General features: G+C 73.8%; 15 protein-coding genes. 11 read left to right on the forward strand and 4 right to left on the reverse strand.

Going from position 1 to position 14,442, the window contains the following annotated elements; all coding sequences use genetic code 11:
- Positions 1–6 precede the first annotated feature (6 nt).
- Positions 7–831 (reverse strand): calcium-binding protein, encoded by an 825-nt coding sequence (locus LQ327_RS31670; RefSeq protein ID WP_230740408.1) that lies wholly within the window; start codon positions 829–831, stop codon positions 7–9.
- A gap of 723 nt (positions 832–1,554) precedes the next feature.
- On the opposite strand from LQ327_RS31670, the gene LQ327_RS31675 reads away from it, so the two are divergent.
- A complete protein-coding gene (locus tag LQ327_RS31675; RefSeq protein WP_230740410.1) occupies positions 1,555–2,868 on the forward strand; it encodes an MFS transporter in 1,314 nt (437 codons plus the stop codon).
- Here LQ327_RS31675 and LQ327_RS31680 read toward each other — a convergent pair.
- Entirely contained in the window at positions 2,840–3,514 is a 675-nt protein-coding gene (locus tag LQ327_RS31680) for a nitroreductase family protein (RefSeq protein WP_230740412.1), read from the reverse strand. The genes LQ327_RS31675 and LQ327_RS31680 overlap by 29 nt on opposite strands.
- Positions 3,515–3,597: 83 nt before the next feature.
- The gene (locus LQ327_RS31685; RefSeq protein WP_230740414.1) at positions 3,598–4,887 is read right to left on the reverse strand and encodes an MFS transporter; all 1,290 of its coding nucleotides are present in this window, start codon (positions 4,885–4,887) and stop codon (positions 3,598–3,600) included.
- A 362-nt stretch (positions 4,888–5,249) separates the two neighbouring features.
- Between LQ327_RS31685 and LQ327_RS31690 the strand changes: the two genes are divergently transcribed.
- The 4 genes from LQ327_RS31690 (at position 5,250) to LQ327_RS31705 (ending at position 7,664) form a co-directional block, all read left to right on the forward strand.
- A complete protein-coding gene (locus LQ327_RS31690) occupies positions 5,250–5,612 on the forward strand; it encodes a hypothetical protein (RefSeq protein ID WP_230740416.1) in 363 nt (120 codons plus the stop codon).
- A complete protein-coding gene (locus tag LQ327_RS31695) occupies positions 5,609–6,373 on the forward strand; it encodes a maleylpyruvate isomerase family mycothiol-dependent enzyme (protein WP_230740418.1) in 765 nt (254 codons plus the stop codon). Before LQ327_RS31690 ends, LQ327_RS31695 begins: the two co-directional genes overlap by 4 nt.
- Before the next feature lie 269 nt (positions 6,374–6,642).
- On the forward strand, positions 6,643–6,981 hold the full coding sequence (locus LQ327_RS31700; RefSeq protein WP_230740420.1) for a hypothetical protein: 339 nt from the start codon (positions 6,643–6,645) through the stop codon (positions 6,979–6,981).
- Complete coding sequence (locus LQ327_RS31705; protein ID WP_230740422.1) at positions 6,978–7,664, forward strand: hypothetical protein; 687 nt, start codon at positions 6,978–6,980, stop codon at positions 7,662–7,664. The genes LQ327_RS31700 and LQ327_RS31705 overlap by 4 nt, the downstream gene beginning before the upstream one ends.
- A 105-nt stretch (positions 7,665–7,769) precedes the next feature.
- Here the strand turns inward: LQ327_RS31705 and LQ327_RS31710 are convergent, their stop codons facing one another.
- On the reverse strand, positions 7,770–8,525 hold the full coding sequence (locus tag LQ327_RS31710; protein ID WP_230740424.1) for a phosphatase PAP2 family protein: 756 nt from the start codon (positions 8,523–8,525) through the stop codon (positions 7,770–7,772).
- Between the two features lie 271 nt (positions 8,526–8,796).
- Here LQ327_RS31710 and LQ327_RS31715 point away from each other — a divergent pair, with 271 nt between their 5' ends.
- The 6 genes from LQ327_RS31715 (at position 8,797) to LQ327_RS31740 (ending at position 14,442) form a co-directional block, all read left to right on the forward strand.
- On the forward strand, positions 8,797–9,645 hold the full coding sequence (locus LQ327_RS31715; protein ID WP_230740426.1) for an ABC transporter permease: 849 nt from the start codon (positions 8,797–8,799) through the stop codon (positions 9,643–9,645).
- The gene (locus tag LQ327_RS31720) at positions 9,642–10,361 is read left to right on the forward strand and encodes an ABC transporter ATP-binding protein (protein ID WP_230740428.1); all 720 of its coding nucleotides are present in this window, start codon (positions 9,642–9,644) and stop codon (positions 10,359–10,361) included. Before LQ327_RS31715 ends, LQ327_RS31720 begins: the two co-directional genes overlap by 4 nt.
- The gene (locus LQ327_RS31725; RefSeq protein WP_230740430.1) at positions 10,348–11,340 is read left to right on the forward strand and encodes an ABC transporter substrate-binding protein; all 993 of its coding nucleotides are present in this window, start codon (positions 10,348–10,350) and stop codon (positions 11,338–11,340) included. Before LQ327_RS31720 ends, LQ327_RS31725 begins: the two co-directional genes overlap by 14 nt.
- Positions 11,337–12,404 (forward strand): LLM class flavin-dependent oxidoreductase, encoded by a 1,068-nt coding sequence (locus LQ327_RS31730; protein WP_230740433.1) that lies wholly within the window; start codon positions 11,337–11,339, stop codon positions 12,402–12,404. The genes LQ327_RS31725 and LQ327_RS31730 overlap by 4 nt, the downstream gene beginning before the upstream one ends.
- A gap of 241 nt (positions 12,405–12,645) precedes the next feature.
- Positions 12,646–13,128 (forward strand): OsmC family protein, encoded by a 483-nt coding sequence (locus tag LQ327_RS31735; RefSeq protein WP_230740435.1) that lies wholly within the window; start codon positions 12,646–12,648, stop codon positions 13,126–13,128.
- A gap of 462 nt (positions 13,129–13,590) precedes the next feature.
- Positions 13,591–14,442 carry an ABC transporter permease gene (locus tag LQ327_RS31740; RefSeq protein ID WP_230740438.1) on the forward strand — a complete coding sequence of 284 codons (852 nt, stop codon included), beginning with the start codon at positions 13,591–13,593 and terminating at the stop codon, positions 14,440–14,442.

Consider the following 14,442-nt stretch of genomic DNA (forward strand, 5'->3'; position numbering starts at 1 on the left):
AGGCACCTACGTCGTCGTCGCCGGGGGCAGCGCCGGCACCACGGCGTTGGGGTTGGCCCCGAGGGCCCGGGGCAGCGGGACGGGCAGCCCGGCCGGGTTCACGAGCAGCGGTCCGAAGAAGCGGATGATGTGCTCGCAGTTGACGAACGTGTCGCCCGGGTCGCCGATGCAGGTGTCGTTGCCGGGGCCGCCGTCGACGAGGTCGTCGTTGCCGCCGTCGGAGGCGTTGAGGACGTCGTCGCCCGGCCCGCCGTACTCCTTGTCCTGGTCGTTCGGGTACGGGTCGTTGATGAGGTCGTTGCCCTCGTCGCCGTACATCGTGTCGCTGTCGAAGATGCCGTCCATGGAGTCGTTGCCCCGGCCACCGTGGATCGTGTCGTCGCCCGGTCCGCTGGTCAGCGCCGCCTCCGGGTCGACGAAGGCGGTGAACTCGCAGGGCACGTTGTCGTCGCCGTCGTCGCCGAACTGCTGCGAGTCACCGCCGCCGCCGTCGATGCAGTCCCGTCCCGGGCCGCCGTGGGCGTCGTCGCTGCTGCCCTGCAGGAAGATGAGGTTCTGCTCGATGTCGTCGTCACCGCCCCCGCCGAAGATGTGGTCGATCTTCTGACCGCCGATGAGGGTGTCCGCCCTGGGTCCGCCGACGCACGTGCCGCCCTGCAGGTTGTTGCACAGGGTCACGGGCTTGGTCGGGTCGGTCGGCGGGATCGGGGGTGCCGGCGCCGCGTGGGGTATCGCCGGCGCCGAGGGCGCGGCGGAAGCCATCGGACCGGCCGCGGTCAGGGGGAGGACGAGCGTCGCGGCCGCGACCGCGATCCATCGTGTCTTGATCATGAGAATTCCTTCGGGGAGCAGGTGGTGCCCGTCGACGCGATGCCGCCGACGCCACCGGGGCGTCGGAGCGGGACGGGGGCGCGCGCGCCGAGAGCTCGACGCGCGGGGGAAGCCACGCCGATCCGTTCGGGAACGGTCGGCGGATCAGGCAGCGGCGGGAGAGAGGTGCCCTCGATCAGGGACAGAGCGCGCTGCACGTGCGCAGCAGATCCACGTGTCGCCGCCCGGCGAGCATGAAGTGGTTGCGCACGACGGAGAAGCTGACAGTCGGATCTCGCGCGGTCAAAAGCGCCGATCGATCCCGGAGCCTCGCCGAGCCCGTGAGGCTCCCGTGAGTTGGTGACCTGCGTCATATCCCGACCGCGTGATCAGCGATTCCGTTGGGCGCAATCAGCTAGGCGGAGTGCCCGGGATCACACCGCCGTACCCACCCGTGTGGGTGAATTCGCGTTCGGCTTTCGCCGGGTCGTCCGGGAGGGCACGATGACCACCCATGCCCGGGACGCGTGTGGTCTGCCGCCGCCCCGGTGCCGTGCTGCCCTCGGTCCCGCTCGCCCGGCGTCGCCACGTCGACCACGGCCGCCGTCGCACCCAGGCCTGTCCGGCCTGAGTAGCACCACCTCCCGGCCCGCCGCACCAGGCCCTGCCGGGACGTGACCGAACGCTTCCCACCCCGGCCGGCCCGCGCGCGCCGCCGGGCCCGATGCCGCGCGAGGACAGCCCATGACCACGACCGACACCACTCCCGACGAGGCCCGGACCGACCCACCGGACCAGGCCCGCACCGTCCTGATCGCGTCGCTGATCGGCACGACGATCGAGTGGTACGACTTCTTCCTCTTCGCCACCGCCGCGAGCCTGGTGTTCCCGGCGCTGTTCTTCCCCGCCGGCAACGAGACCGTGGGAACGCTGCTGTCGTTCGCGACCTTCGCGGTCGGGTTCGTCGCCCGCCCGATCGGCGGGATCCTCTTCGGGCACCTCGGCGACCGGGTGGGGCGCCGGGCGACCCTGGTCGCGACGATGGCCCTGGCCGGGGCGGCGACGGCGCTCATCGGCGTCCTGCCCTCCTACGCCTCGATCGGGATCTGGGCGCCGATCCTGCTGGTGGTGCTGCGCGTCCTCGGCGGCATCGCGCTCGGCGGGGAGTGGGCCGGCGCGGTCCTCATGGCCGTCGAGTACGCCCCGCCGGGGCGGCGCGGGCTGTGGGGCTCGAGCCCGCAGATCGGTCTGGGGCTCGGCCTGGCGCTCGGCACCGGCGCGTTCGCACTGCTCGGCGCCGCCATGGACAACCAGGACTTCCTGGCCTGGGGGTGGCGCCTCGCGTTCCTCGTCAGCATCGTGCTCGTCGCCATCGGGCTCGTCGTCCGGCTCCGGGTGTTCGAGACCCCGGCCTTCCGGCGGCTGCAGGAGGGCGCCGAGATCTCCCGCGTGCCGGTGCTCGACGTCGTCCGCGACGCCGCGTCGCGACGCAACCTCGGGCTCGGGCTGCTCGCCCGGTGGGCCGAGGGCGCCGCCTTCAACACCTGGGGCGTCTTCGTCCTCACCTACGCCGTCACGACGGTGAAGATGCCGAAGACCGAGGTGCTGGTCGCCGTGACGGTCGCCGCGCTGGTCTCCGCCGCGGTCGTCCCCGTCGCGGGCCGCCTCGCCGACCGCTTCGGCCGTCGGGCAGTCTTCGCCGGCGGCTGCGTGGTCTTCGGGCTCACCGTCTACCCGGCGTTCCTCGGGCTCGGCACCGGGTCGCTGCCGATCGTGGTCGCCGTGCTCGTGCTGCTGCTCGGCCTCGTCTACGGCGTGCAGTCGGGCGCCGAGGCGACGCTGTTCGCGGAGCTGTTCCCGACGCGCACCCGCTACACCGGGATGTCGCTCGTCTTCCAGGGCAGCGGCATCTACGCCTCGGGCCTGACGCCGCTCATCCTGACCTCGCTGCTCGCCGCGGCGGGCGGCTCACCGTGGCTGGCCTGCGGGTTCCTCGCCCTGACCGCGGTCATCAGCACCGTCGCGACGCTCATGCTCCGTCCGGTCGACGAGCTCTGATCCGACCCCACCGCTCCCAGTGCACGACCTCCTCGACCGGCTGCCGCCGCGGGACCGACCAGCGGCCCCGGGCGGGGTAGCCGAGCGGCACCAGCCCCATCGTCGCGACGTCGTCGGGCAGCCCGAGCAGCTCGTTCACCTCTTGCTCCCCGATCAGGTGCAGCGTCGTCAGGACCCCGCCGATCCCGTACGCGCGGGCCGCGAGGAGCAGGTGCTGAACCGCGCCGTAGATCGAGGAGCCGAGCCGCTTGTCGGTCGAGTCCGCCGCGTTGCGCAGCACCGGGACGATGAACACCGGCGCCTCGGCGAGGTGCTCGGCCAGGTGGTCCGCCGCCCGGAAGGACGCCGGGGTCAGCCCGATCTCGGCGTCGACGCGGGACGGGTCGGTGAGCTCCGCGCGCCGGACCCCGTACGCGTTCTCCCAGGCCTGTCGGTACCAGCTCGCGATCCGCGCCTTGACGTCCGCGTCGGTCACCACGATCCAGCCCCACTGCTGCCGGTTGCCGCCGGACGGGCCGCGGATCGCGGTGTCGAGCAGCTCCCACAGCACGGCGTCCGGGATCGGGGTCTCCGCCAGGTAGCGCCGCGACGGGGTGGTGCGCAGTCCCTCCAGCAGGTCCACCTGCTGCGGTGCGGGGTCGGACACGGTGCCTCCTCGGTGCTCGTCGGGTCCCGATCACCGTAGGTGCGCTGCGCGCTCGTGAGCACTCATCCATGCCCTGGCACGGATCAGTGCTCACCGGCGCGCAGCGCACCTAGCCAGACGAGCGCGCCCACCAGCGCGAGGCCGGCCGCTACCACCAGGGGCACGACGAAGGAGTAGGTGGCGTAGGCGAGATACCCGGTGACGATCGGGCCGAGCAGCCCGCCGACGTTCGCGATCCCGTTGACGAATCCTGCGGCCGACCCGGTCAGCCCCGACCGGCGCGCGACGTCCTGGGTCGCGGCCCAGCACGCGCCGTTGGCCAGCGAGATCCCGGAGGTCGACACCGACAGGCAGACGATCGCGACGACCGACGATCCGGTCAGTGCCGTGCCCAGGATGGCGAGCGCGGCGACCATGCCGCCGACGAGGACGACCTTGCGCGCGGTGACGACGCGCAGGCCCCGTCGGACGGCGAGATCGACGAGCTTCCCGCCGACGATCGTCACGACGACCGCACAGAGCCACGGGACCGCCGTGGCGAACCCGGAGCCGAGCAGGGTCATGTGCCGGTCGGCGACCAGGTAGCCCGGGACCCAGCTGACGAAGGTGTAGAGGATGTAGAGCAGGCAGAAGTAGCCGGCGGTGAGGGCCCAGACGTCCCGGTGGCGCACCAGCACCCGCCACGGTGCGGCCCCGACGCGTTCCACCGGTTCCTGGTCCGCCTCGATCAGCGCGCGCTCGGCGGCCGAGAGCCGCGGGTCGGTCCCGGGGCTGCGGTACCAGAGGAACCAGACGACGGCGACGACGAGCGACAGCGCGGCGGTCACGAGGAAGCCCGCGCGCCAGCCCGCCGCGGAGACGACCGCGCCGAGGATCGGCGGCCCGACGGCCGACCCGAGCGCGACCCCGGAGATGAACACACCCGAGGCCAGACCGCGCTCGGAGCGGGGCAGCCAGTCGGACAGGGTGCGTACGGCGGCGGGGATGAACGGCGCCTCACCGACGCCCAGCAGCAGCCGCGGCCCGAACATCGCGCCGGCCGAGCTCACGCCCGCGCCGGCCAGGCTCGCCACCGACCACACGAGCAGGGCACCGGTGTAGGCGACGCGGGGTCCGACCCGGTCCACGAGCCGGCCCGCGGGCAGGTTGAGCAGGGTGTAGGTCCAGCTGAAGCTGGAGAGCAGCAGCCCCATCACCGCGGTGTTCGTGCCGAATTCGCGGATCAGGACCGGGGCGGCGACCGAGAGGTTGACGCGGTCGATGAACGCCACCGTCGTGATGACGAGGACCAGCCCGGTGACGAGCCATCGGCGGCGCGGGACGCGGCTGGTCAGGTCGGTGGTGGCGGTCGGGTCATGCTCGATCGCGGACATGCGGATCCCCTCGTCGGCGGGCCTGGCTGGCGCACGCACCGACAGAGGGCGGACCGGGAGCGCATCAGGTCGGTGCAACGGCGTCGGGTGAGTCGCGTCCGGCACATGGCCCGTCACGCTAGGCAGCCGGATCATCCGGAACGGGAAGGCTGTGGGTGACCTCACGCCGGGTGGCGCCGTGGTCGCGGAGGGTGGATCCATGCCATGATCGTCGAGTGACCGGACCGGGCAGGGACCTCGTACGTCGGACGTACGTGGATCTTCTCCTCGTCGTCACCAGCGGATGTCGGGGCCTGCGCAGCTCCTGACCAGTCCGCTCGGCCCGCGCGCTCTGCGCCGTGGCCACCTCACCGAGGAGACCCGTGTCCTCCCCCGAACTGCTGCTCGCCCACGCCGACCGCGCGACCTCCTCGCCGCCGGCACCTCCGGTCCGGTCCCGCACCGGCACGCCCCGCCGCGGGGCGCCCCGACCGGGACGGTCCGGTGATCCCCTGCTCGGCGCGGTCACCGCCGTCATCCGCGAGCTGGGCGACGCCCGCACGACGACGAGCCTCGACGCCCGGCAGCGCCGCACGATCGAGGCGATGCTGCGCGACGCACTGCCCGCTCATGAGCCCCCGACGGGCGCGGTCTCGGCCGTGCGGGTGGCCTGCACCTATCTGGCCGCCGCCGTCCTCGAGGACGCCTACTTCGGCCTGCTCACGGCCCGGGACCTGCTGCGATGAGCCGCCCCGCCTCCGCCCCGGAGGGGCCTCTCGCCCACGCCGGGTCGCCGGCGCCCGACGCCGACCTGGACGGTTCCCTGGCCGCGGTGACCGCCGCGACCGAGCGGTTCGTCGCCGCCCTCGCGACCCTCGACGACGCCGACGTCGCCGGCCCCACGCTCATCCCGCCGTGGACGCGCGGGCACGTCGTCACCCACGTCGCGCGGGCCGCCGACAGCTACCGGCGGCTGCTCGCCGGGGCCGCCGAGGGCCGCGAGGTGCCGCAGTACCCGAGCATGGAGTTCCGCGCGGAGCAGATCGAGGCGGGCGCGCGGCGTCCGGTCGCGGCGCTGATCGACGACGTCACCGACGCCTCGGACGCGTTCGTCGCGACGATGCAGGAGCTGCCGGACCACGCGTGGGACGCCCAGGTGCGGATGCGCCCCGGCGAGCTGCGCGGGCCGGCGGCGCTGCCGTGGATCCGGGTGCGGGAGATCGAGGTCCACCACGTCGACCTCGCCCTCGGCTACGGCTTCGCCGACATCCCGTCCGCCACCGCGCGCTGGATTCTCGACGACATCCTGTTCGAGTTCGCCCGCCGCGACCCGCTGCCCCCGCTGCGGCTGGCGGCGTCCGACACCGACCTGCAGCGCGAGCTGGGCCCGCCGGCCCCGTGGGTGCGGGGCACCCAGGCCGAGCTGCTGGCCTGGCTGAGCGGGCGCTCGTCCGGCGAGGGCCTGACGCGCGACGACGGGTCCGGCCCCGCCCCGTACTGGATCTGACGGCCGTTGCTGGTCAACGGGCCACCGATGCGGAACAGTGGACCCGTGACCCCCGGCCGGCCGCTGGTTCGACGTCTTCACGTCGACCTGTGCCGCCTGGCCGCGACCTGTTGTCGCCCGGGTCCCCGCCGCTCGCGTTCCTGATCGGCCCCGCCCGCGACCCTCCGCCCCCGACGGCCGGAGCAGAACCGCGGCGACGCCGTCCACCCCGCGCCCGCGGCCCCGCCTCTGACGCGGCGGCCCGGCGCCTCCACCGAAACGGCCCCACCGTGACTCTCCTGTCCGACCCCCAGCCCCACCGCGCCGCCCCGGTCCCCGCCGCGGGACCGGTGCGCCGCCGCCCGAGCACGACCATCGCGCTGCTGCGCGCCGTGACCGCGGCCGTCGCGAGCCTCGACGAGGTGGACTACGGCCCCTCCACCTACGCGGCCCGCCGGCACCTCGACCAGATGCTGCGCGACGCCGTCGACCGCCACCTCGAGCGCGTGGGCGAGGACGGCCCCGTCGCGGCCGTCCCGGCGGTGCGCGTGGCCTGCGCGCACCTGGCCGCCGGCGACCTCGAGGACGCCTACCTCGCCCTGCTCACCGCGCGCGACCTGCTGCGATGAGCCGGCCCGAGCGCCGTCCGGGCACCCGCCGACCGGTCGACACCGCGCCGTCCGGACCCACCGTCGCGTCCTACCTGGCGCCGGTGGTGCCGGAGGTCGCGGCGCTGCTGGGCGCGGCCGAGCGCGTGCTCGTGGCGTGCGGGCGGGCCGAGGACGCGCACGCGGACCGCGCCATCCGGATCGCCGCGACGACTGACTCGTGCACCCTGCCGGTCACCGCCGTCGTCGGGCCGGGGCTGCCGGTGCCACTCGCCTCGCGGGTCGCGTTCCGCGCGCTCCAGCGCCTGGCGGTGGCCCTGCGCCCGGTGCTGCGCGAGGCCCCGGGGGCGTGGACGTCGCCGGCCGGCGACGACCTGGTGGCCTTCCGGGCGCTCCGGGTGGACACCACCGACCTGGCGATCCTCGGGCAGGCCGCCGCGCGACTGAGCCACCCCCGCCGGACGAGGGAGGGCACGCTCGGCGGGGCGATCGAGTCGCTGGGGCCCGGTGAGCCGCCCGACCACCGCCACCCCGCGGCGCTGGGGTGCCTGCTCGCCGTCGTCGTACCCGTCGTCGACCCGGTGGCCGTCACGCTGCACGAGGCCGCGCAGCGCCACCCCGACGTCCCGGTCCTCGATGCGGCGATCCTCGCGGCGCACCGGGAGGTCGGGCGTCGGGTCGTCGGTGCGCTCTCGCGCCTGTGAGCGCTTTCCGCACGGCGAGGGCGCCGCTACGGGTCGAGCGGATCTCCGTCGGGCCACGTCGTGACTCCCTGATCTCGTGTTGACCCGGGCCGACCGTGGCCGCGATCAGATGAGCACGGGAATCGGGTCCGATCCGCGCGACGCCTCCCGCCCGGGCAGCACCCGGGTGAGCGCGAACGCCCCGGCCGCGACCACGAGCCCCGCGACGGTGTCGAGAACGAAGTGGTGCCCGGTCGCGAGGACCACCGCGATCGTGACCACCACATGGACGACGCCCAGCGCGCGCACCCACGCCTGGGTGGACAGCAGCGCCAGGCCGATCGCCACCACCCCGGCCCACGCGACGTGCAGCGACGGCATCGCGGCGAACGGGTCCGGCGGCGCCGGCTCCCCGCAGGTCAGGCCCGATCCGGGCAGCAGACAGGGCGGGGCCGTCGGGTAGAGCCAGAACGCCGCGTAGGCGATCAGCGTGGTCGCGACGAAGGCGGTGCGCATGCTGCGGTAGCCCTCGACGTCCCGGACGACGAGCAGGATCGCGACGAGGGCCGGGGCGAGATAGATGCTGTCGGCGTAGTACAGGTGCGCGGCGCCGGACAACCACGGGTGGCCGGCCAGCGCCGCGTACCAGCTGGGCTCGACGTCGATGCCCCAGGCGCTCTCGAGGCCCCACACCGCCCGGCTGTGGGCGTCGGCGTCCGTGACGTCCCCGGCCGCGTGCGGCGCGACGAGGTCGTAGACGTGGAGCAGGACCACCAGCAGGACCAGCTCGAAGACCGCGAGCCTGGCGCTCTCCCACCGGCGCTGGTGGGTCAGACCGCTCCCGGCCACGGCGCCGGTCGACCCGGCCGGCGTCAGGATCACGGACGTCAGTATTACCGGGCACCCTCCGGCCGCTTCCCCCGGTGTCGACGTCCGTGCTCGTCAGCCGACGGACGATTCCCGACCGGCGTGTGATTGCACACCGGTATCGGTCGAACACTCCGGGTTGCGTCGACGCGTCCGGTTCCGCACGATCAGGTCATGGATCGGGGCTGGCGGTTCGCGTGGCGTCGCCACGTCGACCTCATGCGCCTCGACGCCACCACCTGTTCGTGACACACGCCGCCTCACTCCTTCCACACCCGGAGCCCGTGTGTCCACCACCTTCCCGGGCGCGCCCGCGCGCACCTACGACTCCGAACCGACCCGCACCGACCCGCCGTCGGGACGCCGTCGTCGAACCCCGACCTGGCAGCGCTGGATCAGCCCGATCGCGATCGTCGTCGTCTGGCAGCTCGCGTCGACGACGGGCCTGCTCGCCGAGGACGAGCTCGCCTCGCCCTGGCGCGTCGTCACCGCGGCCGTCGACGTCACCCGCAGCGGGGAACTGCCCGAGGGCCTCGCGATCTCGCTCGGGCGGGTCGTCGCCGGCTTCCTGATCGGCGGTCTCGTCGGGCTCGTCCTCGGCGTGTGGTCGGGCCTGTCGCGCTGGGGCGGGCTGATCGTCGACCCGCCGGTGCAGATGCTGCGGACGATGCCGCACCTCGCACTGGTGCCGCTGTTCATCCTGTGGTTCGGCGTCGACGAGACGCCGAAGATCCTGCTCGTCGCGCTCGGGGTGCTCTTCCCGATCTACCTCAACGTGCACGCCGGGGTCCGCGGGGTCGACCCCAAGCTGCTCGAGATGGCCCGGGTGTCCGGGTTCGACCGGCGGGAGATCCTGCGTCACGTCGTCGTGCCCGGCGCGCTGCCGTCCGCCCTGACGGGCCTGCGCCTGGCGCTGGGCATCGCCTGGCTCTCGATCGTCGTCGCCGAGACGGTGTCCTCCGACACCGGCCTCGGCTACATGATCAACAACGCGCGGGAGTTCCTGCGCACCGACGTCATCGTCGTGGGCCTCGTCGTCTACGCCGTGCTCGGGCTGGGCACCGACGCGCTGGTGCGGGCCCTGGAACGGCGGGCGCTGCGCTGGCGCCCGACGATCGCCGGGACGGACTCGTGAGCACCCCCGCGGAGACCGCACCCGCGCACGTCGCCGGGCTCGTCCGGGACTTCGGCGGGCGCCGCGTCCTGGACGGGCTGGACCTCACCGTCGCGCCCGGCGAGTTCGTCGCGCTGCTCGGGCGCAGCGGGTCGGGGAAGAGCACGCTGCTGCGGGTGCTCGCGGGGCTCGACGACACCGCGGCCGAGGGCGTCTCGGGCACCGTCGAGGTCCCGGGGTCGCTCGCGGTCGCGTTCCAGGAGCCGCGGCTGCTGCCGTGGCGCAGCGTCCGCGACAACGTCCGGCTCGGGCTGCACCGCGACGACGCCATAGAGGCCGCGGGCCGGGCGCTCGACGAGGTCGGGCTGACCGGCCGGGCCGACGCGTGGCCGCTCACCCTCTCCGGCGGCGAGGCGCAGCGGGCGTCGCTGGCCCGCGCGCTGGTCCGCGAGCCCGAGCTGCTCCTGCTCGACGAGCCGTTCGGCGCCCTCGACGCGCTGACCCGCATCGCCATGCACGACCTGGTGCTCGACCTCTGGACGCGCCACCGCCCCGGGATCCTGCTGGTCACCCACGACGTCGACGAGGCGCTCGCGCTGGCCGACCGGGTCGTCGTCCTCGACGGCGGGCGCATCGTCGCCGACCACGCTCCGGGTCCCCGCCCCCGTCACGACACGAGCGCGCTGCGGGCCACGGTGCTCGCGGAGCTCGGGGTGATCGACGATGCGACGACGTAGGGCCGTCGTCGTCACCCTCGTGGCGCTGGCCCTGCTCGTCACGGGCTGCTCCTCGGTGCCGCGCTCGCGGCCCCCGGTCCAGCCGCCCGCCGACCCGACGGGCGTCGTGCTGCGGGTGGGCGACCAGAAGGGCGGCGTGGCGTCGCTGCTGCGCGCGGCGAACCTGCTCGCCGGGATGCCGTACCGGGTGGAGTTCACGACGTTCACCGCCGGCCCGCCGCTCATCGAGGCCGCCCGGGCCGGGGCGATCGACCTCGGCCAGACCGGCAACACCCCGGTGATCTTCGCGGCGGCGGCCAAGGCCCGCGTCCAGCTCGTCTCCGCCTCGCAGGGCAACGTCGTCTCGGACGCGATCCTCGTCCCGAAGGACTCCCCGATCCGCACCGTCGCCGACCTGCGCGACAAGCGCATCGCCGTCGGGAAGGGGACCTCGGCCCACGGCCAGCTGCTCGAGACGCTGCGCGCGGCGGGCATGACGCTCGACGACGTCGACCCGAGCTACCTCCAGCCCAGCGACGCCTACGCGGCGTTCAAGCAGGGCCAGGTCGACGCGTGGGCCACCTGGGATCCCTACACCGCGCAGGCCCAGCTCGAGGCGGGCGCGCGGGTGATCGCCACCGGGGACGGGACGGCGAACGGGTACTCGTTCCAGGTCGCGAGCAACGAGGCGCTCGCCGACGCCCGCAAGCAGGCGGCGATCGCCGACTTCCTGCGCCGGGTCGACGCCGCCATGCGCTACTCCGACACCCACCGCGACCAGCGGGCCGTGGTCTGGAGCAAGGAGACCAAGCTCGCGCTGCCCGTCACGCAGCTGGCCGCCGCCCGCGGCCCCGACCTCCCGGTACCGATGGACGACCGACTCGTCGCCTCGGAGCAGGAGCTGGCGGACGCGTTCTCCGACGCCGGGGTGATCCCCGGGCGGGTGCGCTTCGCCGACATCGTCGACCACCGATTCGAAGCGAAGGGGGCCGCACCATGATCGTCCCGCACTGGTTCCTGCCCACGTCCGGTGACGCGCGCGGCATCGTCGCGCGTCGTCATGCCGACCGAGGCGATGTCGGCGACGCCGCCCGGGGCGCCGACATCGACTACCTCGCCCAGATCGCCCGCGCCGCGGAGCACCTCGGCTTCACCGGCGTCCTCACCCCGACCGGGACGTTCTGCGAGGACGCCTGGATCACGACGGCGGCCCTGCTGCGCGAGACCCGGACGCTGCGCTACCTCGTCGCGTTCCGGCCGGGGCTGATCTCCCCGACGCTCGCGGCGCAGCAGGCCTCGAGCTACCAGCGGATCTCCGACGGCCGGCTGATGCTCAACATCGTCACCGGCGGCGACGCGGTGGAGCAGCAGCGCTTCGGCGACTGGGCCGACCACGACTCCCGCTACGCCCGCACCGACGAGTTCCTGACGGTGCTCCGGGGCGCCTGGGGCGGCGAGCCGTTCGACTTCTCCGGGGACCAGTACCGCGTCGTCGGCGCCCAGACCTACGCGCCGCCGGACCCGACGCCGCCGATCTACTTCGGCGGGTCGTCGGAAGCGGCGCTGCCCGTGGCCGCCCGGCACGCCGACGTCTACCTGACCTGGGGCGAGCCGCCGGCGCTGGTCGCCGAGAAGATCGGCCGGGTGCGCAAGCTGGCCGACGAGGCCGGCCGGGAGATCCGTTTCGGCATCCGTCTGCACGTCATCACCCGTGACACCGCGGAACAGGCCTGGGCCGAGGCGCATCGCATGCTCGAGGCGCTCGACCCCGCCGCGATCGAGCGGGCGCAGGCGGCGCTGCGCACCAGCCAGTCGGTCGGGCAGCAGCGGATGCTCGCGCTGCACGGCGGTTCGGCCGACGACCTGGAGATCAGCCCCAACCTGTGGGCCGGCGTCGGGCTGGTCCGCGGTGGCGCGGGGACGGCCCTCGTCGGGAGCCACGAGCAGGTCGCCGAGCGGATCGCCGAGTACCACGAGCTCGGGATCGACGAGTTCGTGCTGTCCGGCTATCCCCACCTCGAGGAGGCCTACCAGGTGGGCGAGGGCGTGCTCCCCCTCCTGTGAGGCAGGGCGGGCTTGGCGATCAGCGCGGGATCGACTAGGAAAGGTGTCATGAGTCCGGCTCTGGTCCGACGTCTGCACGTCGACCTCTGCCGCACGCCGTCGATGGGCTGTCGTCCCGTCCGCTGAGCCTCCGCTCGTCCGCCCGGCTCCTCCGGGATCCGGTTCCGCGCGCCCGCGCACCCCTCCCGACCGGCCGCACTCCGCGGCCGGTGATCACGTCTGCCCCCAGGAGAGCTCTGTCATGGCCATTGCGCCCAAGGAGTCCGTCGTCCCCTTCGCCGTCCACAGCGAGGGCACCGGCGTCTTCCAGACCCTCACCGCCGGCGGCGAGGGCGGTCACGTCTTCACCGCCGACGCCTACCCGGCCTTCGGCGGCCAGGACTCCGCCCCGAGTCCGCTGTTCTACGCGCTCGGCGCGCTGACCTCGTGCAACCAGGTCACCGCCAGCCTCGTCGCGAAGGACCTCGGCGTCTCGCTCGGGCAGTGGTCCTTCGACATCCAGGGCGACCTCGACACCGCGGTCCTGGTGGGCGGCGCCGACGGCAACGCGAACTTCGACAAGGTCGAGGTGCGCGCCACCGTCGAGACCGACGCGACCGCGGAGCAGTTCGAGACCCTGATCTCCGAGACCGAGCGCCGCTGCCCCGTCACGCAGCTCTTCCAGCGCAGCGGCCTGGAGTTCGTCAATACCTGGACCCGCGCCGAGCTGCCCGCGACCGTCTGAGCAGGCCCGGACCCGGAGGGCGTCGTCGACCATGACGGCGCCCTCCGTGCCGTGCTCGGACACCGCCGCCGACCTTGATCACCATGCGTGACGGTTGTCGACACAAGTCACTGAGACGGGTCACACAGCGCCGTCGGCACCCTTGACCCTCCTGCAACCTGCGTCACAAGATTCAGGGACCGACCCGGAAGCAGTCCTCCGGATCGGACCACCACCACGAGGAGGACGGCATGGGTGAGCTCGCCTTGTGCCGCCGCCGTCACCTCGACTTCAAGCGCACCGCCAGCGCGGTCTGTCGCTCTTCCTAGAGCCCGACCCGGCACGCCGCTCGCGCACGAGCCGTGCCCCCGAGTCCTCCCGGACCGCGCTACCTCCGCACGTCCACCTCCGTCCGTCCCCTCTCCCGGGAACGGCGGGTGACGGCTGCGCGCGCCCGGGGCCCACCGAACCCGAAGGGCACCCGTGTCCGCACCACCGGTCGTCCCCGACCGCGCGTCCCCGTCCGTCCCCGCGCTGCGTGACCTGCCGCTGCGCGCCGCCCGGGAGCGACGCCGGGTCCCGCGCGCCGTCCGTCGCACCCTCGTCGTCGTCGCGCTGCTGGTCCTCTGGCAGGTCCTCGCCGAGATCGGGGTGCTCACCCCGGACACGTTGTCCTCCCCGCTCGACACCATCCGCACCGCGGGCGACATGTTCGCCTCCGGCGACCTCGACACCGCGCTGCTGACCTCGCTGCAGCGCGCCGCGACCGGGCTCGCGCTCGGCGTCCCGGTCGGCCTGGTGCTGGCGCTGGCCTCGGGCCTGTTGCGCCTGGGCGAGGACGTGATCGACAGCCCGATGCAGATGCTGCGCACGCTGCCCTTCCTCGGGATCACCCCGCTGCTGATCCTCTGGTTCGGCATCGGGGACACCCCGAAGATCGCGCTGGTCTTCCTCGGCGTCTGCTTCCCGGTCTACGTCAACACGCTGGTCGGCATCCGCAACGTCGACGCGCGCCTGGTGGAGGCGGCCCGCACGTTCGGGGCCGGCCGCTGGAGCGTCATCCGCTCGGTGGTGCTCCCCGGCGCGCTGCCGAACATCCTGGTCGGGCTCCGGCTGGCGCTCGGGATCGCGTGGCTCGCGCTCGTCGTCGGCGAGCAGATCTCCTCCGACGGCGGTATCGGGTCGCTGATGCTGCAGGCCCAGGACAACCTGCGCACCGACCGGATCGTCGTCTGCCTGGTCATCTACGCCCTGCTCGGGCTGATCTCCGACCTCGTCGTCCGCGTGCTCGAGCGGGTCCTGCTCACCTGGCGCCAGGGTCTGGAGGCGAGCTGA

The sequence above is a fragment of the Actinomycetospora endophytica genome (genome assembly GCF_021026375.1).
GTDB classification, from domain to species: domain Bacteria; phylum Actinomycetota; class Actinomycetes; order Mycobacteriales; family Pseudonocardiaceae; genus Actinomycetospora; species Actinomycetospora endophytica.

Coding starts and splice junctions, on each gene's coding strand:
- LQ327_RS31670 (WP_230740408.1), bottom strand. CDS start 831: ATGATCAAGACACGATGGATCGCGGTCGCGGCCGCGACGCTCGTCCTC.
- LQ327_RS31675 (WP_230740410.1), top strand. CDS start 1,555: ATGACCACGACCGACACCACTCCCGACGAGGCCCGGACCGACCCACCG.
- LQ327_RS31685 (WP_230740414.1), bottom strand. CDS start 4,887: ATGTCCGCGATCGAGCATGACCCGACCGCCACCACCGACCTGACCAGC.
- LQ327_RS31695 (WP_230740418.1), top strand. CDS start 5,609: ATGAGCCGCCCCGCCTCCGCCCCGGAGGGGCCTCTCGCCCACGCCGGG.
- LQ327_RS31705 (WP_230740422.1), top strand. CDS start 6,978: ATGAGCCGGCCCGAGCGCCGTCCGGGCACCCGCCGACCGGTCGACACC.
- LQ327_RS31725 (WP_230740430.1), top strand. CDS start 10,348: ATGCGACGACGTAGGGCCGTCGTCGTCACCCTCGTGGCGCTGGCCCTG.
- LQ327_RS31730 (WP_230740433.1), top strand. CDS start 11,337: ATGATCGTCCCGCACTGGTTCCTGCCCACGTCCGGTGACGCGCGCGGC.
- LQ327_RS31735 (WP_230740435.1), top strand. CDS start 12,646: ATGGCCATTGCGCCCAAGGAGTCCGTCGTCCCCTTCGCCGTCCACAGC.